This window comes from Fictibacillus sp. UD (genome assembly GCF_043558025.1).
Taxonomy (GTDB): Bacteria; Bacillota; Bacilli; order Bacillales; family Fictibacillaceae; genus Fictibacillus.
Genome location: NZ_JARUHH010000012.1, coordinates 39235 through 63756, shown reverse-complemented (window position 1 = coordinate 63756; position 24522 = coordinate 39235). Strand labels below are relative to the sequence as shown.

The 24522-nt window shown below is 40.3% G+C and carries 18 protein-coding genes and 1 riboswitch; of the genes, 7 read left to right on the top strand and 11 right to left on the bottom strand.

Going from position 1 to position 24522, the window contains the following annotated elements:
- Nucleotides 1–221: 221 nt before the first annotated feature.
- Genes P8610_RS15935 through P8610_RS15925 form a run of 3 tightly spaced genes read right to left on the bottom strand, consistent with a single transcriptional unit; the run spans nt 222 to nt 3990 of the window.
- Entirely contained in the window at nt 222–1352 is a 1131-nt protein-coding gene (locus P8610_RS15935) for a Ger(x)C family spore germination protein (protein WP_394605210.1), read from the bottom strand.
- Complete coding sequence (locus tag P8610_RS15930) at nt 1349–2443, bottom strand: GerAB/ArcD/ProY family transporter (RefSeq protein ID WP_394605209.1); 1095 nt, start codon at nt 2441–2443, stop codon at nt 1349–1351. Before P8610_RS15930 ends, P8610_RS15935 begins: the two co-directional genes overlap by 4 nt.
- A complete protein-coding gene (locus P8610_RS15925) occupies nt 2440–3990 on the bottom strand; it encodes a spore germination protein (RefSeq protein WP_394605208.1) in 1551 nt (516 codons plus the stop codon). Before P8610_RS15925 ends, P8610_RS15930 begins: the two co-directional genes overlap by 4 nt.
- A gap of 163 nt (nt 3991–4153) precedes the next feature.
- Here P8610_RS15925 and P8610_RS15920 point away from each other — a divergent pair, with 163 nt between their 5' ends.
- Entirely contained in the window at nt 4154–4825 is a 672-nt protein-coding gene (locus P8610_RS15920) for a hypothetical protein (protein WP_394605207.1), read from the top strand.
- 15 nt (nt 4826–4840) lie between these two features.
- Nucleotides 4841–5917, top strand: a complete 1077-nt coding sequence (locus P8610_RS15915; protein ID WP_394605206.1) for an efflux RND transporter periplasmic adaptor subunit — start codon at nt 4841–4843, stop codon at nt 5915–5917.
- Between the two features lie 487 nt (nt 5918–6404).
- Here the strand turns inward: P8610_RS15915 and P8610_RS15910 are convergent, their stop codons facing one another.
- The gene (locus P8610_RS15910) at nt 6405–8162 is read right to left on the bottom strand and encodes a B12-binding domain-containing radical SAM protein (protein WP_394605205.1); all 1758 of its coding nucleotides are present in this window, start codon (nt 8160–8162) and stop codon (nt 6405–6407) included.
- Between the two features lie 190 nt (nt 8163–8352).
- Here P8610_RS15910 and P8610_RS15905 point away from each other — a divergent pair, with 190 nt between their 5' ends.
- Genes P8610_RS15905 through P8610_RS15895 form a run of 3 tightly spaced genes read left to right on the top strand, consistent with a single transcriptional unit; the run spans nt 8353 to nt 11518 of the window.
- Complete coding sequence (locus P8610_RS15905; RefSeq protein WP_394605204.1) at nt 8353–9237, top strand: fumarylacetoacetate hydrolase family protein; 885 nt, start codon at nt 8353–8355, stop codon at nt 9235–9237.
- A 36-nt stretch (nt 9238–9273) separates the two neighbouring features.
- Nucleotides 9274–10698 (top strand): NAD-dependent succinate-semialdehyde dehydrogenase, encoded by a 1425-nt coding sequence (locus P8610_RS15900; protein ID WP_394605203.1) that lies wholly within the window; start codon nt 9274–9276, stop codon nt 10696–10698.
- Nucleotides 10699–10729: 31 nt separating this feature from the next.
- Nucleotides 10730–11518: an SDR family oxidoreductase gene (locus P8610_RS15895; RefSeq protein WP_394605202.1), complete on the top strand. Its 789-nt coding sequence runs from the start codon at nt 10730–10732 to the stop codon at nt 11516–11518.
- 541 nt (nt 11519–12059) lie between these two features.
- Here the strand turns inward: P8610_RS15895 and P8610_RS15890 are convergent.
- On the bottom strand, nt 12060–13268 hold the full coding sequence (locus P8610_RS15890; protein ID WP_394605201.1) for an ornithine--oxo-acid transaminase: 1209 nt from the start codon (nt 13266–13268) through the stop codon (nt 12060–12062).
- A gap of 147 nt (nt 13269–13415) precedes the next feature.
- On the opposite strand from P8610_RS15890, the gene P8610_RS15885 reads away from it, so the two are divergent.
- Together P8610_RS15885 and P8610_RS15880 are read left to right on the top strand one after the other, a co-directional pair.
- A complete protein-coding gene (locus P8610_RS15885; protein ID WP_394605200.1) occupies nt 13416–13772 on the top strand; it encodes a DUF1516 family protein in 357 nt (118 codons plus the stop codon).
- A 153-nt stretch (nt 13773–13925) separates the two neighbouring features.
- Nucleotides 13926–16859, top strand: coding sequence for a bifunctional diguanylate cyclase/phosphodiesterase (locus P8610_RS15880; RefSeq protein ID WP_394605199.1), 2934 nt, complete (start codon nt 13926–13928; stop codon nt 16857–16859).
- 312 nt (nt 16860–17171) lie between these two features.
- Here P8610_RS15880 and P8610_RS15875 read toward each other — a convergent pair whose 3' ends face one another.
- From P8610_RS15875 to P8610_RS15850, 6 genes are all read right to left on the bottom strand, one after another.
- The gene (locus P8610_RS15875) at nt 17172–18209 is read right to left on the bottom strand and encodes an ABC transporter permease (protein WP_394605198.1); all 1038 of its coding nucleotides are present in this window, start codon (nt 18207–18209) and stop codon (nt 17172–17174) included.
- Nucleotides 18190–19695, bottom strand: a complete 1506-nt coding sequence (locus P8610_RS15870) for a sugar ABC transporter ATP-binding protein (RefSeq protein WP_394605196.1) — start codon at nt 19693–19695, stop codon at nt 18190–18192. The genes P8610_RS15875 and P8610_RS15870 overlap by 20 nt, the downstream gene beginning before the upstream one ends.
- Nucleotides 19695–20828: a sugar ABC transporter substrate-binding protein gene (locus tag P8610_RS15865; protein WP_394605195.1), complete on the bottom strand. Its 1134-nt coding sequence runs from the start codon at nt 20826–20828 to the stop codon at nt 19695–19697. Before P8610_RS15865 ends, P8610_RS15870 begins: the two co-directional genes overlap by 1 nt.
- On the bottom strand, nt 20825–21880 hold the full coding sequence (gene mtnA, locus P8610_RS15860) for an S-methyl-5-thioribose-1-phosphate isomerase (RefSeq protein WP_394605194.1): 1056 nt from the start codon (nt 21878–21880) through the stop codon (nt 20825–20827). Before mtnA ends, P8610_RS15865 begins: the two co-directional genes overlap by 4 nt.
- 3 nt (nt 21881–21883) lie before the next feature.
- Nucleotides 21884–23101, bottom strand: a complete 1218-nt coding sequence (gene mtnK, locus P8610_RS15855) for an S-methyl-5-thioribose kinase (protein WP_394605192.1) — start codon at nt 23099–23101, stop codon at nt 21884–21886.
- Nucleotides 23102–23421: 320 nt separating this feature from the next.
- Nucleotides 23422–23588: riboswitch (SAM riboswitch) on the bottom strand.
- A gap of 104 nt (nt 23589–23692) precedes the next feature.
- On the bottom strand, nt 23693–24475 hold the full coding sequence (locus P8610_RS15850) for a carbon-nitrogen family hydrolase (protein WP_394605190.1): 783 nt from the start codon (nt 24473–24475) through the stop codon (nt 23693–23695).
- Between the last annotated feature and the right edge of the window lie 47 nt (nt 24476–24522).

The window sequence follows — 24522 nt, the reverse complement described above, 5'->3', positions numbered from 1 at the left end:
CTTAAGCCTTTTTATTTTCAGATTTTCCTAGTTGATAGTTGCTTTTCTTCTATGCAGTTAATTGTAGTGCAAGGTGCGAGACTCCTGCGGAACAGGCGGGCAGGTGAGACACTTAAGAGTGAAACGTTAAGAATGTGGCTCACCGCCTGCCCCGCGGAAAGCGAGCATCTGGAACGGAAATTAATCACTTCCAAAAGCAACAAAGCTTACGCAAAACAGCCTTATTCTATAATCCCGCTTCCAACTACATCTACATCAATGGAAGCTTTAAATTTGATTTTAGGGTACTCTTCTTCCCAATTTAATTTTTCCCATGTCGGATAGTGAAACCCTATTAATTTTCTTCCAACCCCATATGGATCACTGTTCATTTTTTGCAGTCTATTGATGACTTCTTGAGCATCCTTAGAGAGTTTTTTTGATAACATTTTTTCGATTTTTATAATTTCAGGAGGTTTCGTTAAGTTATCTTGTGGATATTCTGAAATCACTACTTTAGTCTTTAATTTGATTTCAGCAGAGATTTCACCTGTTGGAGAGACCGAAACATGAAAATGCCTTTTATTTTTTTTTACTTTTATGGTGGCGTAGTTTAAAGTATCCTCATCTTTTTTATGCCATATTTTTTTGGTTGTAGACATTTGTATAGTAGCAGCTTCACCTGTTAACATCGTGTAAACGACAGATAACGGTTCGGGAATACTTCCTACCATCTTGTGACCTCGAAAAAGAGCAACGCCCTTTACATTAACTGCTTTTACCTTTTCTCCAACAGGTTCTAAATAAGGAAGGGCAAAATCTTGACCTGGATCAAACATAACAGGACAGACCGTCTGTATGTTTTCCTTTGGAATGGTTGCACCTTCTTCAGCACTTCGGATTAAATCCCTTAAATATTCTCCAACACCCGTGGATTGTTTAGTCTCTTCAAATTCAGTACTAATTATCTCCGAAGCTTTTCCTGTAGAAACTGCCAATTTTGCATTTAATGCCGATTTTGGGTCTCGATAAAAAACATCCAATAAGTGATAGATATCTTTTTTTGCAGCATCTTCACCAAATACAATAATTTGATTTTTAGAAGCTTCCAGTCTTTCTGAAACCTTGCGATCTAATCGAAGTCTGCTTTGACGCGCGGTTGAACCTGATGCAGAGAAGATTTGGTTCATAGTATTTCCTTTTCCGGCTTCACTTGCAACAGCTTGGGGAACAGCTGCTGTGGTGACTACTTTTCCGTTCTTTGTATAATCAAATCCCCCTGCAGTTATAAGCTTTGTTTGATTAAGCATGCTTTGATCCCAGCAACCGGTTAATAGACTTAGAATAGGAACAAGATACAAGACTTTTTTCATGATGACGCAGTTCCTTTCTCTCGTTTTTTTCTAATAACAGCAATCAGCAGCAGAAAGATCGGGGCTATTCCTGAAAAAAGTAGAGAAGTCATACTGATGTATTTATTCCATTTTAAAATCTCAAGTTTTTCGTTCGGAATGATCGCGATCAAAAAACAAAATAATGCTATAAACGGTGCCGCAGATTCGTGTTTTTTCAATTTAAAGAGAGTTTGAACACCCTTTGACGCTACGAATAAATAGCTGATAAAGGATGTTGCAACTGAAATGATCCATACAGATAAAAACACTAAATCTGTTCTTTCGATAACAGTGAATGAAAATGCTTTTAGCATGTACAGCACAGGCTCTGGAACAATTACAATTTCCATGGGGTTAAAAAACATAAATGTCGTCACTACAATAAATAGGTAAATCAATGTTACGCACAGAGAAGCAAATGAAATGACTTTTAATTTTTTATTTGGCGCACCAGCTGTGTAAGCTAAAAATACGAGGGCGACATCAAATCCCAACAATGAGACCATAGCATCGGATGAACTTTTAATGATGCTAGATAAACCCACATCACCTACAGGAAAGATGTACAACAAATGAACATCCGTATATGCATATAAAATCAGTCCTAATAAAATCAACAGCAATGGAGTTACAATCGTAAAAAATCTAGCTATTTCCCTTGGGGTGCTCGTAATGAAATATGCACCAGTAAAAGCCATGATAAAAATAATGACCCAGTGGGGTGTATCAAATAATATCCATTTGCCAACTACATTATTATATAAAGCTAAAATTAATATCGAGATAAAAGCAAAGTGCAATGTGTATATAAAGTTAAAGACAAAGCCAAGGTGTTTACCCATAATTTTTGGAAGGATATCAAAAATCGTGCTTCGCGGAAATCTATCACATAATTTCCAGATGGCTAATATAGAGAACTGTATGAATATTCCTGCCAGCAAAAGCGCGATCCATCCATCAATTTTTGCTTTAGAAAACAGTGAATAAGGTAAAGATAGGACGCCAACCCCTATTTGAGACTGAATGATCAAAAAGAACAGTTGTCTATGTGTAATGCTATGACTGCTCATGATTTATCCCACTTTCGAGTTTGGTTGTCGAGGCTGCTTTGTTTCGTGTGCAAATCTTGTGGTCGTCGGTTCATCATCCAAAACGGGACTCGAATTATGGCATCCTTAAAATCTTTCCATCGAAATGGTGCAATTGGTGCGAAATAAGGCGAACCAAACGTGTATAATCGGCAAAGGTGAAACAGCAAGATCATTACACCGAATATAATACCTAAAAAGCCCATTGTTGCAGCAGCGATCATGAAAGGAAAGCGCAGAATTCGGACAGCGGCACTCATTTCATTAGATGGAACGATATAAGCAGCAATCGCAGTTATAGCTACAACAATAATCATAAGGTTTGAAACGAGCCCTGCTTTAACAACAGCATCCCCGATTACTAGACCGCCGACAATGGCGATCGTGGAACCAATCCGTGTAGGAAGCCGAATCGATGCTTCCCGGATTAATTCAATTGTAAGTTCCATCAACAGTGCCTCAAAAAGAGGTGGATAAGGAATATCTTCTAGAGAACTTTTAATCAAAAGGATTAGACCAAAAGGAATAACTTCAAAGTGAAACGAAACGATGGCGATATAAACTGCCGGTAAACCCATCGCTATGAAAAAGCTAAACAGCCTTATCGATCGAAAAAAAGAGCCGATAATCCATCGTTTATTGTAGTCATCGATCGATTGATAGAATGTAAAAAAATTAACTGGCATGATATGTGCTGCTGGTGATGTCTCGTAAACAAGAGCAATTCGGCCTTCCATTAAATTGGCTGCGACTCGGTCAGGGCGTTCGGTACTTAACATCTGCGGAAAAAAACTAAAGGGTCTGTCTTCAATACTTTCTTCGATATTTCCAGGCGCATACACTGCGTCCGCTTTAATAGAATTAATTCTACGTTCCACTTCTTTTACATATTCAGGGTTTGCAATGTTATCAACATATAACAGCGCGACCGTCGTATGTGTTTCGTTTCCGACTTTAATATATTTTATCGTCAATTTAGGAGTTTTTATGCGTTTTCGAATGAGTGCAATATTGATGGACAAGCTTTCAATGAACCCATCGTGAGCACCTCTAATATTAGTTTCATTGTCAGGCTCAGTAATATCCCTCTCTGTTTTAACAGGTGTTGCTAAAGAATAAAAACAGGTTGTGTCTTCTGAAAAGACAAGAGTATTTGACTGTAATAGAAGGGCAGGTGCCTCCGTGAAATCCGTATGTTTTTTTAAATCAAGTTGGACCATTTTCTTTAATGATTCATGTGAAATATCAGAATTAATCTCAAAAAGTGGGTTTATTAATTGATTGTGAATTTGTTTTTTATCAATGATTGAATCGATGTATAGAAAAGCAATTTTCGATTGATCAGAAGGCAGCTCAATCATTTTCATGACGAGGTCTTCAGTCATTCCGAAGGTTTTTTTTACATCAGCTAAAATATCATCGATTGTTTTATTGGATTCTGGAGTATTATTTTCGGTACCCGCACTATCTTTTTCATCAGAAGGTGCAACTTCTTGTTTAAGTTTTTTTGGTTTTTTAAAAAAAGTCATGATGAACATCATCCCGATTCGCAATAATTTAGATTAGTTTTTGCTACCTAAATGTATTTATGCGAATATGCTAATATTTTTTATTAAATGAGTCAGAAATTGTCATTATGAGTAAAAAATTGTGATAACATAGACTGATAAAGAGAGAGAAGGGGGAGGCCTCATGACAGGAAGAGCACAGTTAATTCCTGCTTTAACAAAGCCTAATACATATTTTGCGTTTTATAATGAGTGGAAAGATAAAGAGGGATTCTGGATCAGGTTTTTTGCGATTCTAGCTGTAAGTGGATTGCTTCATGCATTATCTTTTTTTGCAGCGTTTCCTTCGTTTAAAACTATATCCTTCGTTGAAGCAGCAAAACTTTCTGGAGCTGAGCAAGAGCTTCTTAGATATTTACTAGCATTAGCAGGCGGAGCATGGGGAGTAATCGTCCCATTGCTTGTGATACAGTCAGGGACGTTATTTTTATACTTCTTCTTCCGTGACATTGGCTACAAAGCACTTTTTTACGTAATGAGCGTGGTTTATATTCTATTTTTAGCCGGATTACTTTTTGAACTGCCATTGCAGTTTGTAACCGGTGCAGAAGAAGTTGTTCAGCCGCTAGGTTTCGGCTTAGTTGGAGTCCTGTTCTTTAAACATGGTTTTTGGCAAGAACTCTTGAACTTAATCAATGTGTTTACAATATGGGGTTCGGTCATTGTCTATATTGCTCTTAGACAACTATCCTTTAAAGAGAAAAAGTACTGTTTAGTTGTAACCATTGGATTTTCAGTAATTTTCATTCTAATGTTTTCGCTATATGCTGCGTTAGTCAGCGGACAGCTGATATAAGGGGGAGAACGGCTTATGAACAAAATGAAATGGATTGCCGCAGCTTTAATGGTTCTTCTCCTGATCGTGATGAACGTGATGATTTTTGATAAACTAGAATCTGCCGCTGTTGAAGCACCGAGGTTAGAGACAGGCCTTTCAAAGCAAAAAGACTTTACGAAAAAGCATGAAGTAACAGGTGTTGCTCTGTCAAAAAACACGTTTGACATCTATGAAAATTCTTCTCTCGGTACGATAAAAGAAATTGCGGCGGTAAAAGGGGAGACCGTTACTTCCGGTCAAACGCTGATTACATATGAGAATGCAGAGATCGAAAGGGAAATTCGCAGCTTAAAAAGGGATAAAGAAGCTGCTGATGTTCGAAGCGATCATTATTCAAGTGAAGTAAGCAGATGGAGAACTGAACTTTCAAATTTTGATGAAGAAAAAGACAGTGCAGATGCTAAAGTCATTCTGCAAAAAGAATTAGCTGAAGCCGAATTGCAAGGCGATCTTGCTGAAAATGAAAGTTCAGTGCTTTCAGATGAAATTTCAGATTTAGAACAACAACTTGATGAACTTTCAGTAAAAAGTCCTGCAGATGGTGTAGTTTCAGAAGTGAATGGAATTGGCAGTGATGGACCGCTTCTAACCATCGTCGGTCAAGGTAACTTTGAACTAGTAGCAGAAATTGATCAAGATATAGCAACTATTGTAAAAACAGGTGATTCAGTACAAATTATGTCATCAGATAACAAAAAGTTGAACGGTACCATTCAAACTTTATTACCTGTTGAAAAAAGTAAAGACTTTAAAATGACAGTTCTAGTAGAAGAGGAAGCTGCATGGGTAGAAGGCCAGACAGCTAAAATAATCATAACTGAAAAATTAGCTGAAAACGCAGTTAGTGTTCCAAAACAAGCCATCTTGAAAGACGATGGAAAAACATATGTTTTGACCATCGTGAAGGATAAGCTGTACAAATTAAAGGTTTCAACTGGTCTCGAACAAAAAGGTGATGTGCAGATTACAAAAGGACTTAAAAAAGGCCAAGTGATCGTTTTGAATCCCTCACCCGTTTACGTTTCAGGCCAGCCTGCATTTAAAAAATAGGCTGATCTCTAAAAGGTTGTGCTTATTGAACAAAACTTTAGCGCTGCAGTTGGACAGGCAAGACCCGCATTTTTTATAGCTCAATTGGCCATAAGAGCAAAGTGAGCGTTCTTTAAGGGAATAACTTATATAGCTTGTTGCTTATAGCTCACTTGTGTGGCTATTTCTTCATTGACTAGTTGATTGGAGCGCAAGGTGCGAGACTCCTGCGGGACAGGCGGGCAGTCCGAAAAGTGGAAGTGGCTCGCTCAGCCCCGACAAGCAAAAGGTGAATGGGCAAGAAAGGCGCACTTTGCCTTTTTGACCATTTAACTTTTGACCTCGAGGGGCTAGCCACTGCAACTAGACAGGTGAGACACTTAAGAGTGAAACGTACGAATGTGGCTCACCGCCCTGCCCCGCGGAAAGCGAGCAACCTGGAGCGGAAATCAACCACATTCAAAAGGAACTAGAATTAACAATCCTATATAACAAAAAGGGACGCAATTTACGCGTCCCTTTTTACTTGCAATGATTCTTTTGAAGTGCTAAATATTCTCGTGCTTTGCTGCTTAGGATCAAACAAAGCAATCAGCAAGAAGTCATTTCCTTCTATTGCCTGCAGCTCATCAGACAACGGATCAATGGCTGTTTCTGTAACAAAAGCATGCTTGTGCAGATCTTTTTCAGAAAGAGCAGGAAACCCTTTAATTAATTCAGGACTTTGAGCAAGCACAGATAAAATCTTAGATGTTTCTTCCTTGTTTTGTGTGTTTTCCCACCAAGGCTTACGCGGCTTAAACTGCTGACGCTCTAAGTAATCGAGCTTCATCAAACTTTCGGCAACAGGCAACGCATGTGGTGCAGCTTCCTGTAGAAAAGCGATTAAACGATTAAACAGGTCTTCCAGCTGATGACCGATTCTCGACCAGCCTCGTGTTTCCCAATACGTTCCGAACTCTTGGAAGAAGTCAAACGGTGACTCAAACACGTTATGAATCAAGTATTTTACCGTATGATCCATTCTGTGATCGTTCCAATATTTCTCCAGCACATCTTCAACTTGTTTGATGCGGATGATCTCATCGAACGTTAACACGTTATTTCCTAATATCTCATATGGAGAATGATCCATATACACATAATCATGCTTTTCAGCTGTAAGTCGAAGCCCTGTTCCTCGTAACATTTTTAAGAAGCCTAACTGCACTTCTTCAATTCCAAACGCAAACACATCGTTAAATGTTTTACGAAACGAGTTATAATCTTCTTCAGGCAATCCAGCGATTAAGTCTAAATGTTGAACAATTTTTCCACCGTCGCGCACAGTTGTTACCGTACGAGTAAGCTTCTCAAAGTTTTGCCGGCGCTGAACGAGTTCGTTTACTGCATCATTCGTAGATTGAACTCCGATCTCAAAACGGAACAATCCTTTTGGAGCATGTTCATTCAAGTACTCAATCACTTCAGGTCTCATGATATCGGCTGTAATCTCAAACTGAAAAACGACGCCTGGCCTTCTGTTTTCAATTAAGAAAGAAAACATATCAAGTGCATAGTCTCTGCGAATGTTGAAGGTTCTGTCAACGAACTTAATAATCTTCGCACCGTTATCCATCAAAAAGATTAAATCGTCTTTCACAAGTTTTGGATCAAAATAACGTACGCCTACTTCGATCGAAGATAAACAAAAAGCACAAGAGTAAGGACAGCCTCGGCTCGTTTCAAAATAAGTAATACGTTTTGAGAGAGACTGAATATCTTCTTCAAAGCGGAAAGGAGATGGAACAGTCTTTAAGTCGAGTTTTTCTCTCGGTCCATTGATCTTAGGTTTTCCGTCTTTTCGGTAAGCAAGACCAGCAACGGTTTCAAAGCCAGCATCGTTTTGAATTTGAGTTAACAGATGCTTGAATGTTTCCTCTCCTTCATTTACTACGATAAAGTCTACTTCAGGGATGCTTTCAAGCCAATGCGCGACATCATAAGAAACTTCAGGACCACCTAAGACGATCTTCGTTTCAGGCTTAATCTTTTTAAACATCTGAATTACTTTTATCGTCTCTTCGATGTTCCAAATATAGCAGCTGAATCCGAGAACATCAGGATCTTGACTGTAAAGATCGGTGACGATGTTAAGAGAAGGGTCTTTAATTGTAAATTCACGAATCGTTACAGGAAATTCAGGCTCGCTATATGATTTTAAATAGCGAAGCGCAAGACACGTGTGTATATATTTAGCATTTAGCGTACTTAGTACAGTTTTCATATTAATAACCTCATTATTGTAACCCTAGATAAGGGTGTTTTAGATGACATACTATTTTATCATATTTTATAACGAATCAAAAACTTGATTTGGTCCGTTTCATACAGCAAATTTCTTTACGGTTCAGAGGCTGGCACTATATAGTAGAACTAATTACGGTGTAAGCGTTTTAGAGGGGGAAATATTGACCATGAAATTTGTTACAGCCATACGTAATGAGCAGCACTTTATCGGTTTAGTTAAAGAGGATCAGGTTATCGATCTATCAAGTCTTGCAAGCATCAAGAATGTGGACCTTCCGGCAACTTTACGTGAAGCGATCTCTCTAGGTGATGTTTTTTTAGGAAGAACAGAGAAATTGGTCAGCATGGAGGAAGCGGTAAAACATACATACTTATTGAGCGATATAAAACTTCTAGCTCCTATTCCGCGTCCTAGTAAAAATGTTTTTTGCATCGGGAAAAATTATAGAGATCATGCAATTGAAATGGGAAGCGAAGCAGATATTCCCGAAGATATCATGGTTTTTTCTAAAGTTCCAACCTCTGTAATCGGTCACGATGAAGTAATTCCGAGTCATTCGTCCATTACAGCTCAACTTGATTATGAAGGAGAACTCGCGATAATTATCGGAAAAACGGGTACAGGTATTACGAAGGAAGACGCGATGAACCACGTGTTTGGCTATACGATAATTAACGATATAACAGCACGTGATCTTCAGCAAAGACATAAGCAATTTTTACTTGGAAAAAGTTTAAACGGGACATGTCCGATGGGGCCATGGATTGTACATCACTCTGCGGTTCCAAATCCTGAGAATCTTAGTATTGTTACAAAAGTAAATGGGGAAGTAAGACAGAATGGGAACACGTCTGATTTTATTTTCGATATTCCAACCATGATTGAGGAACTTTCAAAAGGGATGACCCTCGAAGCTGGAGATATTATCGCCACAGGTACACCTGCAGGAGTTGGAAAGGGAATGAAACCGCCCGTATTTTTAAAAGTGGGAGATTCAATAGAAATTACAATAGAAGGAATCGGGACGCTTCGTAATGAAATAGTAGAATGAAGTCGAATTAACTAGTTACATAGAGGAGGAATTCACATGGAAAAGCTGCTTTATATTAACGGTTCATGGACAGGAAACTCACTTGAAAAAATAGAGGTATATAACCCTGCAAACGGTGAAGTGGTGGGAACGGTACCATCTGGTGGAAAAGAAGAAACAGATGCAGCGATTGATGCGGCACACAATGCATTTCCTCGCTGGTCCAAATTAACTGCGTATGAACGAGCTGAATACCTCATGAAACTGCATGATTTGATGATTGAACAAAAGGAAGAACTAGCTGAACTGATGACGCTTGAAATGGGTAAACCCTTAAAAGAATCTGTTGGTGAAGTGATGTATGCCGCTTCCTTTATCAAATGGTACGCAGAAGAAGGAAAGCGTGTGTACGGCAGAACGATACCTTCAAGTGCTGAAAATAAACGAATGCAAGTGTTAAGGCAGCCTGTTGGAGTTGTTGCCGCGATTACGCCATGGAACTTCCCGGCTGCTATGATTACAAGAAAGTTAGGCCCTGCTCTCGCTGCAGGCTGCACGTTTATCGTGAAGCCTCCAAAAGAGACACCACTTACCGCAATTAAGTTAGTAGAACTTGCCGATCAAGCTGGCTTTCCAAAAGGCGTTATCAATCTAGTAACAGGATCATCGTCTGTGATCGGAAAAGCGATTATGGATTCTGAAAAAGTAAGAAAAGTAACGTTCACAGGTTCTACTGAGATAGGAAAAAAATTAATCGAACAGAGTGCAGCAACGGTTAAGAACGTATCAATGGAATTAGGCGGTCATGCACCTGCAGTTGTGCTGGAGGATGCAGATCTCAAAAAAGCAGTAGCAGGAATCGTAGCTTCCAAGTTTCGTAACGCTGGTCAAACCTGTATTTGTATCAACCGCGTATATGTTCAAGAAAACGTATATGATGAGTTTGTAGAACTTGTTGCGGCTGAAGCTAAGAAACTAAAAGTGGGTAACGGTCTTGAAGAAGGTACGGACATTGGACCGATCATTAATAAAGATGGCTATGAAAAAATTTCTGAACATGTGGAAAACGCTGTTTCAAATGGTGCAGAGTGTGTTACGGGCGGTAAAGGAAGAGCGGAAAACGGTGCGTATTACTATGAGCCAACTGTTCTTAAAAACGTAACTCAAGATATGCTCATTATGAATGAAGAGACGTTTGGACCGGTTATTCCGATTCAAAAAATCGGTTCTGTCGAAGAAGGCATCGAGCTCGCAAACACAAGTCCTTTTGGATTAGCCGCATACGTGTATACCGAAAGCATGTCCAAAGGAACACAAGTCGTTGAAGGGCTGGATTATGGAATTATCGGCTGGAATGATGGTGTTCCATCTGCTGCACAAGCACCGTTCGGCGGCATGAAAGAGAGCGGTCTTGGCCGAGAAGGCGGAGTAGAAGGAATGGAAGCGTACTTGGAGACAAAATACGTTAGCTACGTATTATAAAAAACTACTTGAGAAATTGGGTGATGACCATATGGATTTGGGGTTAAAAGGAAAGAATGTACTAGTTCTTGCTTCTAGTAAAGGGCTCGGAAAAGCTTGTGCATTGGAGTTTGCAAGAGAAGGCGCAAACGTGATGCTGACAAGCCGTGATGAAGTGCAGCTTTCTAAAACTGCAGAAGAGATCAAGAGTGAAACAGGTTCTGTCGTTCATTTTAAAGTGTGTGACATCACGCAGCGAAATGAGATTGATGAATTAGTGGCAGAGACGGTAGATAAGCTAGGCAGTATCGATGTGCTGGTAAACAACGCCGGCGGACCTCCAGCAGGCACGTTTAATGATTTTGAAGACGAGCATTGGCAAGGTGCATTCGAATTAACGCTGTTGAGTCTAGTTAGATCTGTTCGTGCCGTTACGCCGAACATGAGAAAAAATGGTGGTGGACGTATCGTGAATATCGCGTCTTCTTCCTTTAAGCAGCCGATCGACGGACTTATCTTATCAAACACATTCCGTACAGCGATTAATGGCCTATCAAAAAGTCTCTCTCAAGAGTTAGGCAAAGACGGTATTCTGATTAACACGATTGGTCCAGGACGAATTGGAACAGATCGCGTCGGTGAATTAGATCAGATGGTGGCCGAGAAGAAAGGTGTTTCCGCAGAAGAGGTGAAAACTGCCATGGAAAGCGGCATTCCGCTTGGGCGTTATGGTAAGCCGGAAGAGTTTGCGAAGATGGTCGTGTTTTTATGCTCTGTAGCTAATACGTATATCACTGGGCAGTCACTGTTGATTGATGGCGGAATGGTTAAAGCTCTATAAAGAAGATTGTACGAAAAAAAGAAGCAGCGGCGGCTGCTTCTTTTTGTATGTATAGGGGTATTTGGCAGTGCACGATTTGTCGAGGATTGTAGACTCGTGGATAAACCACAAAAACTTTTTGATTGGAGGCTAAAACTTGTGGATTGACATCCAAAACTCGTGGATTGGACCCTGTTTTTTGTGGAGTCAACAGCTCTGATACTGCTAAATACCCCGTGTAGTATCTCTTTAGAGACAGTTTCGCCGTTCGAAAATGAACATTAATTATGTATTTTAAGCAAAAAAAACAAAGAGCTGACTACTCAGAGTCAGCTCTCTTTAAAAAACGCTCTTTTTTTAAAGGATTGTTGCTATTTATCTTCATTGATAAGGTGGTTGGAGCGGAAGGTTGCCGACTCCTACGGGACGAGCGGTCAGGTGGAGACTCCTAATGGCGCAAAGCGGCAGGAGGCTCACCGTACGCCCCGTGGAAAGCGAGCAACCTGGAGCGGAAACCAACTCTTTCAAAGACAACAATGTATTCAAAAACAGCCTAAAAAAATTACACAGAAAGTACGTTTTTAATACGTTCGATCGCCCAATCAAGATCTTCTTCAGAAATAATGAGAGGAGGAGCAAAACGAATTACGTTTTCGTGTGTTTCTTTACATAACAATCCTTGCTCTTTTAAACGTTCGCAATATGAACGAGCAGGTTCGTTCAATTCAACTCCGATGAACAAGCCTTTTCCGCGTACTTCTTTAATGACTGGGTTGTCGATTTTCTTCAACTCGCCTAAGAAGTACTCCCCAAGCTTAAAGGAACGCTCAACTAAGTTCTCTTCTACAAGCACTTCTACTGAAGCGACAGATACCGCACAAGATAATGGGTTTCCACCGAATGTAGATCCGTGAGAACCAGGGTTGAATACGCCAAGTACTTCACGGTTAGCGGCTACACAAGAGATCGGCATAACACCTCCGCCAAGTGCTTTTCCTAGGATGTACATGTCAGGCTCGATTTCTTCCCAGTCACAAGCAAACATTTTACCAGAACGGCCTAATCCAGATTGAATTTCATCTGCTACAAAAAGAACGTTCTCCGCTTTACATACGTCAAGCGCTTCTTTAAGGAATCCTTCGCGTGGAATAACGATTCCAGCTTCACCTTGGATCGGCTCTAGAATGAATGCAGCTGTGTTTGGTGTGATCGCTGCTTTTAATGCATCGAGATCACCGTAAGGGATAAGCTTGATACCAGGAAGCATTGGACCAAATCCACGCTGATAGTCAGGATCAGATGACATAGATACCGCAGTCATCGTACGTCCGTGGAAGTTACCTTCACAAACGATGATTTCTGCTTGGTTATCAGCAACACCTTTTACATCATAAGCCCAGCGGCGAACAGCCTTAATTGCTGTTTCTACAGCTTCAGCACCTGTGTTCATCGGGAGAACCATGTCTTTTTTCGTTAAGCCTGATACTTTTTCATAAAAATCACCAAGTTGGTCATTGTGGAAAGCTCGTGAAGTAAGCGTTACTTTGTCCGCTTGGTCTTTTAACGCTTGAATGATTTTAGGGTGACGGTGACCTTGGTTAACCGCAGAGTAGGCACTAAGCATGTCCATGTAACGGTTACCTTCAGGATCTGTTACCCATACACCTTCAGCTTTCGAAATTACGATTGGAAGCGGATGATAGTTTTGTGCACCATATTGTTCCGTCTTAGATATTACAGTTTCCGTATTTTTCGTTTCTGTCTGTTTCAAAGGAAACACCTCTATTCTGCAAGATTTCTCACATTGCTATTATAGCAATGAAAGTGCTTACTTTATAGGGGTAACTCTTTATATTGCCTAGTTCTAGGGAGTTCGTGTTATAGTAATATGGAGAATTATACATAGGAGGATATATTTATGATTCATGCTCATGTTACATCATGGTTTCTGGCGTTAATTTTGTTCTTTGTAACGTATATGCTATACAAAAAAAATGCCGAAAAAAAATCAAAAATTTTTCACATGATTCTGCGAGTTTTGTACTTAGCCATCCTTGCAACAGGTGGACATATGCTCGCAAACTACTTAACGGACCCAGGAATTGTTAATAAAGGGCCGCTAATTATTAAAGGTACCCTTGGAATTGTACTGATTGGTTTAATGGAAATCATCCTTGTACAAAGAAAACGCGGTGAAGGCCGTATGTTGAATTGGGTGTTCTTCTGGGTGTCATTAATATTAGTATTATTCTATGGTTACGCTGTTATTGGATAGGAAATCAAATCGCCTGCATTAGTGGGCGATTTTTTTTATTGGATAAAATAACCAGCATGTATTTTTGTTAACAAAGCGGAATGTACACCGATATTAAAGGTGATTAGTATAACTTTTCATAAAATGCGTTTTCCTGGCAGATGAGGTGTAAGCATGCAAACCCACAATTATTTATTTAAAAGTGAAATGGATCTACAAAAGTGGATCGTTAAAAATAAACTTAAGAAACATGAAAACATCTTAATTCAAGTTTTTACAGGCAGGGTTGATAAGCACTGGATCAATGATCTGCGTAAGCAACTGTTGTTTAGTTTACCTCAGGCTAAGATAATCGGTGTTACAACAGATGGTGAGATATTAAGCGGCCGTGTCACTACAGGGGAAACGGTTATTTCTGTTTCTGTTTTTAATAAGTCTGTTCCGAGAACGTTCTATATTCCACTAGAGGAAAATAAGAACAGCAGAGACTTAGGGACAAGTTTAGCTAAAGAAGTCATTCAGAATTCAACTAAACTTGTATTTGCGTTCGGTGATGGTATGCACATGGAAAGCTCTTCGTTTCTGCAAGCATTTCATGAGACAGCTCCAAATGTATATATCGCTGGTGGAAACGGTGGAGATAACGGACAATATGAAAATGTTGTTCTATTTACAGAGACAGGCGTTTTTGATAAAGGGGTAGTCGCAGCTGCTATTGATAGTGAAGACCTCTATCTTCATACACATTCTTACACAGAATGGAAACCAGCTGGTAAAGTATTCACGGTAACAGATGTATCTCTTGATGGAGAATTGGAGATTGAAGGAAGATCGATCTATGATCTTTATAAGCAATATATGGGTAAGGAAATAGCAGATAAATTGCCAGCTTCTGCCTTGGAATATCCATTAATTATAAAAAAAGGTAAAACCTATCATCCGTTATCAATAAAATCATCGAATCCTGGAGAACCAATTCAGTTTCATCAGAAAATAAATTTAGGCACTAAGATTCAAATCGGCTATAGAGATGCAGCACTTTCTTTAAAAAGTATTGATTTTGTAACGAAAGAGATTCAGGATAAGCCGGCTGAAGCTATATTCCTTTATTCATGCATGGCGAGAAGACGATTTTTAAACAGTACATTAGAAGAAGAATTTCTAGTGATTGATCAGTTTGTCCCAACTGTTGGGTTCTTTACGTACGGAGAATACTTTCACGATGGCACCACCTTACAGATGCTGTCACACGCATTAACGATACTTGCTGTGAGTGAATCGAATGATGCGACACTGCAAAAAAAGTTTGATTCTACTATTCCTGAACAGTCAAAAGAAATAGATGACTTGCTCGCACTCTCTCACTTGATCCAATCGAGCACAAAAGAGATGGAAGAGCTGAATGATAACCTGCTAGAATCTGAACAGCGCTACAAATCATTGTTTGATCATAATCCAGATATGATCTATTCCATGGATTTGACTGGTTTCATTACGAGTGTAAATCACGCACTCGTTCAGTCTTTAGGATTCTCACAAGAAGAGATGCTTCAATCTCACGCCCTTAACTTCGTGTGTGAAGAAGATCATAACCGTGTTGTTGAACATTTCAGGCTTGCTGTGCATGATAAGCCACAAACTTTTGTAACGAGCATCAAGAAAAAAGACGGCACTCATATTTTAAGCAGCATTACAAACATTCCAATCGTGGTCAATCAGCAGGTAGTAGGGGTGTATGGTATCGGAAAAAACATTACATGGCAGAAAAAAGCAGAGGAAGAGATTGAACAGTTAGCATTTCATGATTCTCTTACGGGACTGCCAAACCGCGGGTTGTTTGAAAAAAGACTTCGAGAGCTTGTTTCAGAGAGCGATTATTCGCGCGACCAACTTGCGGTAATGTTTATTGATATTGATCATTTTAAAATCATTAATGAAAGCTTGGGGCATCATATCGGAGACGTTGTGTTAAAACATGTAAGTAAACAGCTAAGGCAAGTCATCAATAGCCAAGATCTTTTATGCCGTTTTGCAGGTGATTTATTTACGCTCGTTTTAACATCAATGAATAAACCAGGTGACATCATTGATACGGCAAACCGCATTGTGGAAGCACTTAAGGTGCCTATCTATTTAGATGGACAAGAGTATACAGTGAGTACATCAATCGGTATCAGCGTCTATCCAAATGATAGTACAAGTGCTGATGTGCTTATAAAGAATGCAGATACTGCGCTTCATAAAGCAAAAGAAAAAGGGCGCGGGAAGAGAGAGTTTTTTACAGATGAGATGAATGCTTTTACACTTGAACGGCTAAAGCTGGAAGGCTTTTTACGAAAAGCGGTGCAAAAAGGAGAACTCGAACCATATTTTCAGCCGCAATATTGCTTGAAGACTGACAAGGTCATAGGATTTGAAGCTCTTGTACGATGGAACCATCCGGAACTGGGTCTAGTATCTCCTATGCAATTTATACCGTTAGCAGAAGAGATAGGGCTCATTGATGAAATTGGCCGTTTTGTTCTGATGGAATCTTGTAAACAGTTAAAACGATGGCATGATGGTGGAGCGCATCATTTATCAATCTCTGTAAACGTATCAGGCAGGCAGTTTCAAAGATTATCTTTTGTTTATGAAGTAAAAGAAGCGCTTGAAACTGCAGGGGTTTCTGCAGAATATCTTCATCTAGAGTTAACAGAGAGTACAATGATTCAAAATGTGCAATACAGCATTAGCATTATGGAAGAATTAAGAGAACTGGGTGTTCGGTTATCCATTGATGATTTTGGTACGGGCTATAGTTCGCTCAGTTACTTAAAGGATTTTCCGGTTGATTACTTAAAGATCGATCAAAGTTTTATCAGACATTTAAGCGATGATTACTTCAACACAAGTGATGCTGCCATTATTAAGGCTATTATTATGATGTGTGAAGGGCTCTCGCTTTCAACGGTAGCAGAAGGTGTTGAAACATACGAGCAAATGAAGCTGCTCCGTGAATACGGGTGTCATACAGCACAAGGGTATATCATCAGTAAGCCGATGCGAGCATGTGAAGCCGAACAATTTTTAGAAGAATATATGACATCAAAAAACAGCACATCCTAATGGGTGTGCTGTTTTTTAAAGTAGTACTATTGGAAGTGTTGATTTCCGTTTCAGGTGCTCGCTTTCCGGGGGACGTGCGGTGAGCCACCTCGGCGCTTCGCTCTTAGGTGTCTCACCTGTCCCGCTGATCCCCCAGGAGTCTCCCACCTTACACTCCAATCAACTGTTCAGGAGGTTTTCTTTTGAAAGTCAGCGATGGACAGCCTTTAAGAATACAGCTTCTAAAAGCTATTGAATTACGATGCATGCTTTCATTGTGAACCGTATTATTCTTCGTACTTTTGATGAATAAACAAAGTTTTCAAGTAAGCCTTATTTTTTCTTCTCGTAATACATAAACGCTAAAGCGCCGATAAGAATAGATCCTTTAACGATATCTTGTGCATAATATGGCACGTTCAGCATGGTTAGACCATTTAGTAGAATTCCTATAAGAACAGCCCCAATAAAAGTACCAATCACGTTTGGTTTTCCTGCTCCAAATACCGAGAAACCAATAAAGGCAGCAGCAACACCATCCATTAACAGAGGAGCTCCGGCAGACACCTGACCCGTACCGATTCGAGATGCCAATAAGATACCTGCTAGAGTGGCAAAGAACGCAGATAAAAGATAGGCATACATTTTATAGCGTTGAACGGGAACACCGGATAATCGTGCAGCTTCTTCATTTCCACCTGTAATGTATAATAATCTGCCAAAACGGGTCTGCTGAAGTATCACGTGAACAACAACAACAGCGATCAGCATGATGATAACAGGTACCGGAACTGATAAAATCTCGCCCTGTCCGATGAAAAGGAACGAAGGAAGAAAGACGCCAGGTGCTGTTCCGCCATCTGTTAGAGGCATGTTGTTATAGATTGAAAAGCCTTTTGTGAACGTCAAATGCAATCCGTTAATGATATACATCACGGCAAGTGTTGCAAGAAGATCTGGAAGTCTTACCTTAACAACGAAGAACGAGTTTAATAGACCTACTAAAAGTCCAATCACAATTGGGATTAGAATGGCGATGATCGTTTCCTGGCGATACAGTACAAGAGCTGCGGCACTCGTAACGGTTGCAAGGCTAGCAGTTGAACCTACTGAAAGGTCGAAGCCTCCGACAATAAGAGAAATCGTTACACCGATCGCCAGCAATGTAATGATAGAAACGGAGCGCAGAATATCAGTAAAGTTTTGATAGCTTAAGAACTTGTCATTGGCAAGACTAAAGCCAATTACTGTTAATAAAATAACAAGAAGTGTTCCGTATCGATAGAGAAAGGGAAAAATCTTCTCTTGAAATGTGTATTTTGTTCTGTTTATGTCATTCTCTACATGTTCTTTATGAACGTACTGTGCCATAATGACCTCCTGTTGCATATTGCATAATTTTTTCGGTAGTAGCCTCTTTCTTGCTCAGTTCTCCAGCAATTTTTCCATCGTACATGACGAGGATCCGGTCACAAAAAGCGAGCAGCTCCTGGATCTCACTCGTGAAGTAGAGGATGCCTTTTTTGTTTTGCGCTAAATTCTTAATGCACTGAAACACATCTTGCTTTGCTCCTACATCGATTCCTTTTGTTGGCTCATCAAAAATGAAAACCTCTCCGTCATTTAATAGCCACTTTCCAATAGCAGCTTTCTGCTGATTACCGCCGCTTAAGTGATTAAGAAGCAGAGATGACTTTTGTGTCTTAATACCAAGCTGTTTGATCCATTTTTCAGCTTCAGCTTTTTCTTGTCTTTTTTGAATGAAACCAAACTTCGTAAACTGTTTTAATACAGGAAGCGTTAAGTTTTCCACAACATTAAAATCAACGAGTATGCCCTCTTTGCGGCGTTCTTCTGGAACAAACCCAATGCCTGACGAGATGGCTTTTAGAGGGTTCGTAATTCTTATCTTTTTACCTTTAATAGATAGATAGTCACCTGATGGGTCAGCGCCGAATAGAGCTCTTGCTGTTTCTGTTTTTCCTGCACCAACAAGGCCAGCTACTCCAACGATCTCTCCTTCTCGTACTGACAATGAAATACGTTCACTTGTAGCTGGGACGTTAAAATTCTTAACTTCTAACAGGGTATCTCCCAAAACGCGGTCTTCATCGTCATTTAAAAGTTCAACCAGTTCGTTTCCTAACATGGCCCGCACGATTTCTTCCGATGTACATTTAGAAGTTTCATTTTGAAGCGTGACGTAGCCATCTTTTAAGACCGTAACTTGAGTTGAAAGCTCCATTACTTCGGGTAATCGGTGGGAAATATAGATAATTCCGACGCCTTGATTTTGAAGTTCGCGAAGTACGCTAAAAAGGTGTTGAGCTTCTTTCGTGCTAAGGGCAGCTGTAGGTTCATCGAGAATAATAAATGAAATTTCACGAGATAGAGCTTTTGCAATAAGAACTAACTGCTTTTCAGCTAATGAACAATGAGAGAGGGGAAGAGAGGGATCAAGATCCAAACCAACTCTTCTTAAAAGTTCCTTAGCCCGTTTATGCCGTTTTCTCCAAGAAAAGAATGCCGGTCCCGTGATGAAAGCATTCATCGTAACGTTTTCTGCAATGCTTAAGGAAGGAACAAGAGCTGTATCGACCTCTTGCACAACCATTTCAATGCCAGCTTCCTTAGCATCGGCAGGAGTTTTAAAGTGCTGTTTATTATCATCTATCGTGATGATGCCCCCGTCTCGTTCATAATCACCGGATAAAATTTTCATTAATGTACTTTTTCCTGCACCATTTGCTCCTAAAAGAGCATGGACCTCACCGCTAGCTACGGTAAAGTCCACTCCTTTTAGTACAGTTTGATCACCAAACGACTTTTGTATAGAAGTTAATGAGAGTATAGTCATTATTGATTAGCCTTCTTTAAGTTTTCCATCCAAGGTGAAGTGCCAGCTTCTGATTTACCCCAGCCTTCCACGTACTTACCGATCTCATCCATGGAAACTTTAGATTTTGGAAGATCTTCTTTTTCAACAAGATGAGGCTGAACGCTATAAATTTGCGGCGTTTCTTCACCTGCAACTTTTTGATAGAGGAAGCGTACTTGCAGCTTTCCAACATCAGCAGGATCTGTTGCTGCAGTGGATACCCATGGGCTGTTTTCTTCTTGCATCAATTGAAGATCTTCATCACTTAAATCGATTCCGTATACTTTGATCTCATCGCGGCCAGCTTGCTGAATCGCACGAGTTACACCTTTAGCAAATTCATCCCATGGCGCAAATACCGCATCAATATCACCTTTGTTCGGGTACTTTTGAAGAAGAGCTTCCATCTGAGATTGTGTATCAAGAGCAGTGTTCTGCGTCGCCGTACCAAAACGTGCGATTTCTTTTATAGAGGGATAGCGTTTCTTAAAAGCCTCATACATTACGTTTCTTCGTTCCATCGGTGTAAAACCGCCAACCCACACATAGACGATCTCACCTTTACCGTTCAGGTCTTGAGCCATCGATCGAAGAGCATTCCAAGAGAGGCTATAGTCATCCTGGTCGATTACAGTAACACCTGGAATGTTGATGTCGCTATCAAACGCGACTACAGGAATTCCTGCTTTGACCGCTTTCTTTACACTTGGAGCGATTGCATCTGCACGTCCATGGTCGATTAAAATCCCATCAACCTGCTGGTTAACCGCTGTTTCGACGTAAGCAGCCATTTTTGAAAGGTCGTTATCAGCGTTGTAGATCTGAACCTCACCACCGAATTCTTCAACCTGTTTCTTCACGCCGCTAATATATTGCGAAGAGAATGTCCCGATTGAAAATTGATTAATGGATGCGATCTTTAATGGTTTTTGAAGCTGATCTGGAACTTCACTCGATGCTGCTGCTGACTTGGTTTCTTTAGATTTTGATTCAGTAGCTGATGCTGGTTTTGTTTCTGTTTTATTTGTAAGTGCATCCTGTTCACTTGTGCACCCTGTTAAAAGCAGAGATGCTGTCAGGAAAGCTGTTGCTAGTACTTTGTAGGGCTTCACTTCTGTTCCTCCTTTAGTGTTGATAATGCTTCTGTATAATTGCCGCTTACGATGCCTTTTTCCGTAATGATGGCTGAAATGTATTCCGCAGGCGTTACGTCAAAAGCGGGGTTGAATACTTTAATCCCTTCAGGTGCAATGCGGATACCGTTTAGATGAGTAACTTCTTCTTCAGGACGCTCCTCAATAGGTATGTCATCACCGCTTGCCGTTCTAAGATCTAAGGTAGAGAGGGGGCAGGCAACATAAAAGGGGATGCCTAAAGCTTTAGCTTGCAGAGCAAGGCCGAACGTACCAATTTTATTTGCCGTATCTCCATTTGCAGCTACACGGTCACAGCCTACGATTACCGCTTTAATGTTTTTTGTTTTTAACGTATGTGCTGCCATATTGTCAGTAATGAGCGTCACATCGATATCATTTGCCTGAAGTTCCCAAGCAGTCAGTCGAGCACCTTGCAAAACAGGCCGTGTTTCGTTCGCGTAAACCGATAGATCCCATCCTTTTTCTTTTGCGAGATGAAACGGAGCTAAAGCGGTTCCGTATTTGCTTGTAGCGATAGCGCCAGCGTTACAAATCGTCATTACCGCATCTCCATCTTGCAGAAGGGACAAGGCATATTCACCAATTTTACGGCACGTATTCTCATCTTCTTCTTGAATGGAAAGAGCTTCTGTTTCAATTCTTTTCTTCGCGCCTGTAACTGATGATGCTTCTTGAGCTGAAGCGACGACACGATCGATCGCCCAAAATAAATTAACAGCAGTTGGACGGGAAGAGGCAAGATAGTCTCTTTGTGTTTGCAGTTTTTCTAAAAACTGCTGAAGATCATTTTCTTTTTCTGTATTGCTCCATAGCGCAAGACCGAAAGCGGCAGCTATACCGATCGCGGGAGCTCCGCGAACTTTAAGCTTTGATATTGCATCCCATACATGTTCAATCGTTGTTACATTCAAGTAAACGGTGTGGTGGGGAAGTTGTTGTTGATCCAATATAAGCAGATGATCGCCTCTGTAACGAACAGAAGGAACCCATTTTTCAGCTACAGTCATTTCTTAAGCACCTCTAATCAAGTCAGTCAATTCTGTGATGTTTGTAATTTTACTTTGGTTTTTAATAAGAGCACTTCCAAGCTCTAATGCTTTTTTCTTATAAAACAGTTCCACTTCTTTTTGCGGAATGGTGTCAAGGTCTGCAACATGGGCAAGACCGATTGTTCTTCGGATGATTTCACAGCCTGCATAACCGATTGCTTCTTGGAACGTTTTTTGTAAGAAGTTCTCTAAAACGCCTTCTGTCTTAGCAAAAGGATCCGTCGCTTTCTCGTTCCACAGCTGTGTAAATGTTTCGCTGTACGTATTCCACGTCTTCTCGATCGTTTGTAAAAGGTAAGACTGTAAAGATTCACGATTGAACGGCTCTTTTGCATGAGCGTTCTGTGACAGATGGTTAAGAGCTAGATTCGCTATAAAGTGAGCGATATCGAAACCAGCAGGTCCGTAGAAAGCAAACTCAGGATCAATCACTTTAGTAGAATTATTTTTAACGAAGATACTGCCTGAATGAAGATCACCGTGAAGCAGGATCTCAGCTTTTGTTAAAAACGTAAATCGCAGTTGAGCTACTTCTCTAAGCAGTTCTTTGTCATTCCAAATTTTTTCGACTTCATTTTGAAGTTCAGCGGGGAAATCGTTCGTATCATGATTAAAGAACGGATCTGTAAACACTAAATCTTCGGTAATCTTGCAAAGTTCAGGGTTTGAAAAACGTCCAACTTGTTCTTTTTTCTCAAATGGATGCAGATAAAAATCACTGGAATAAAAAGCTGTTTTAGCAGCAAATGTTCCAATATCCTCAGCCAAAGTTGGGTATGTGTGACCTTCAATGAGTCCTTTGCGAAGGATTACATGATCCGACAGATCTTCCATGACCGTAACAGCTAATGTTGAATCTGAATAATAAACTTTTGGAACGAGGTGTGGAACCGATTCAGCTTCTTTTAAGAGAGCTTCACTTTCAATTCTTGCTCGGTCAAGTGTAAGGGGCCAGCTTTCACCAACCACTTTTGCATAGGGAAGTGCTTGTTTAACGATTAATGCTTTTTTTGATTCTGGGTTTTCGATATGAAAAACTAAATTAAGGTTGCCATCACCGATTTCTTTAACAGACAAGCTGTTTTGTTCAGCTTCATCAAAGAAATCTAGAGGCTTCACGACTTCAAGGACTGTTAGTTCGTTTAACGGTTCATATGTAGGTTTTACTTGTACGCTCATTTTTTGTTTCCCCCCGGAATTTATTTGAAATAAAAAGCTGTTTTTGTATAGCATTGTTGCTCTTGAAAGTGGTTGATTTCCGTTACAGGATGCTCGCTTTCCGGGGGGCGTGCGGTGAGCCACCTCTGCGCGTTGCGCACATAGGTGTCTCACCTGTCCCGCTTATCCTCCAGGAGTCTCGCACCTTACACTTCAATCAACTTGCAATGAAGAGAATTTGCTAAACCATCACAAGCAATTTCTAAGAATAGAATAGATACAAATAAAAAGAGCCTCTTTTCGTATAAGAAAAGAGGCTCGGAATGTTAGTTCTCCCGCGCCTCTTATCTTAGCAAAACATGTTGTTTTGCCGGAATTAGCACCGTGCCATACGCTGAAATCATATCAGCGGCTCCCCGTATAATGCGGGCGCCCCATCTCACAATGGTATTACGGTCGGTTGCTGGGTTTCATCGGGCCATATCCCTCCACCTGCTCTTGATAAGAGACCAAATTATTCGTTTTTTTAATGCGTGTTAATATTCGCGCAATTCATAATCGTTATACTACAACGTGATAGGAAGGTCTGTCAACAACAAATTTTTAAAAAAATTAATAAAGATCGGTTCGTCGATCGTTAAATACTGGAACCTTCAAACGGACCTCGTCTACTAAACTCGGAGAAATATCTGCTGTCAGAATCTCCTCACTATGGGTAGAAGCTTCAGCAATGATATCTCCCCAAGGATCAATAATCATGGATTGACCAGCAAACGTGTTGTTTGGATCTTTCCCGACACGATTACACGCGACAACATAGCATTGATTCTCAATAGCACGCGCGATAAGAAGTGCTCTCCAGTGAGTCTGTCTTTGGATCGGCCACTGTGCCGGAACGAACAAAATCTTTGCTCCATTAACAAACGGTGCACGAATCCATTCTGGAAAACGAATGTCATAACAGATTGCAGCAGAAGAAAGATTGCCGTCAATTGTAAACAGACTGCTGTTTTTTCCAGGTGAGATGTATTTCTCTTCTTCCATTAGCGTAATCAGGTGAGCCTTTGAATAAGTGCCGATATGCTCTCCGTTTCGGTTAAAAGTAAGGGATGTATTGTATACAGAGTTGCCGTCCCGAAACGCGACAGATCCACCGACAATATTAATATTAAGCTCTTTTGATAGTTTGCTTAGCCAGTTTTTAGCACGCTCTCCATAGTGATCACTAATCTGATCTAAGCGAGTTAAGTCATATCCTGTATCCCAAAGTTCTGGCAGAATAATCGTATCAGGATGATGCGCATTTACCGTCTCACGTATTTTATTTTCAATGTGTTCATAGTTTTTATCAGGATTGCCATACTGGACATCTACTTGTATACAGGCAATTTTCATAATTGGACCCCCATCGTGTAAAAAAGTCTTTACAGAATTTCCTTAAG

What these genes read in the sequence shown, in the direction of transcription:
- P8610_RS15895 (WP_394605202.1), top strand. Translation starts at nt 10,730, where the DNA reads ATGGATTTGGGGTTAAAAGGAAAGAATGTACTAGTTCTTGCTTCTAGT.
- P8610_RS15925 (WP_394605208.1), bottom strand. Translation starts at nt 3,990, where the DNA reads ATGACTTTTTTTAAAAAACCAAAAAAACTTAAACAAGAAGTTGCACCT.
- P8610_RS15875 (WP_394605198.1), bottom strand. Translation starts at nt 18,209, where the DNA reads ATGGCACAGTACGTTCATAAAGAACATGTAGAGAATGACATAAACAGA.
- P8610_RS15870 (WP_394605196.1), bottom strand. Translation starts at nt 19,695, where the DNA reads ATGACTATACTCTCATTAACTTCTATACAAAAGTCGTTTGGTGATCAA.
- P8610_RS15930 (WP_394605209.1), bottom strand. Translation starts at nt 2,443, where the DNA reads ATGAGCAGTCATAGCATTACACATAGACAACTGTTCTTTTTGATCATT.
- P8610_RS15910 (WP_394605205.1), bottom strand. Translation starts at nt 8,162, where the DNA reads ATGAAAACTGTACTAAGTACGCTAAATGCTAAATATATACACACGTGT.
- mtnA (WP_394605194.1), bottom strand. Translation starts at nt 21,880, where the DNA reads ATGACTGTAGCTGAAAAATGGGTTCCTTCTGTTCGTTACAGAGGCGAT.
- P8610_RS15880 (WP_394605199.1), top strand. Translation starts at nt 13,926, where the DNA reads ATGCAAACCCACAATTATTTATTTAAAAGTGAAATGGATCTACAAAAG.
- P8610_RS15900 (WP_394605203.1), top strand. Translation starts at nt 9,274, where the DNA reads ATGGAAAAGCTGCTTTATATTAACGGTTCATGGACAGGAAACTCACTT.
- P8610_RS15920 (WP_394605207.1), top strand. Translation starts at nt 4,154, where the DNA reads ATGACAGGAAGAGCACAGTTAATTCCTGCTTTAACAAAGCCTAATACA.
- P8610_RS15935 (WP_394605210.1), bottom strand. Translation starts at nt 1,352, where the DNA reads ATGAAAAAAGTCTTGTATCTTGTTCCTATTCTAAGTCTATTAACCGGT.
- P8610_RS15885 (WP_394605200.1), top strand. Translation starts at nt 13,416, where the DNA reads ATGATTCATGCTCATGTTACATCATGGTTTCTGGCGTTAATTTTGTTC.
- P8610_RS15905 (WP_394605204.1), top strand. Translation starts at nt 8,353, where the DNA reads ATGAAATTTGTTACAGCCATACGTAATGAGCAGCACTTTATCGGTTTA.
- P8610_RS15850 (WP_394605190.1), bottom strand. Translation starts at nt 24,475, where the DNA reads ATGAAAATTGCCTGTATACAAGTAGATGTCCAGTATGGCAATCCTGAT.
- P8610_RS15915 (WP_394605206.1), top strand. Translation starts at nt 4,841, where the DNA reads ATGAACAAAATGAAATGGATTGCCGCAGCTTTAATGGTTCTTCTCCTG.
- mtnK (WP_394605192.1), bottom strand. Translation starts at nt 23,101, where the DNA reads ATGAGCGTACAAGTAAAACCTACATATGAACCGTTAAACGAACTAACA.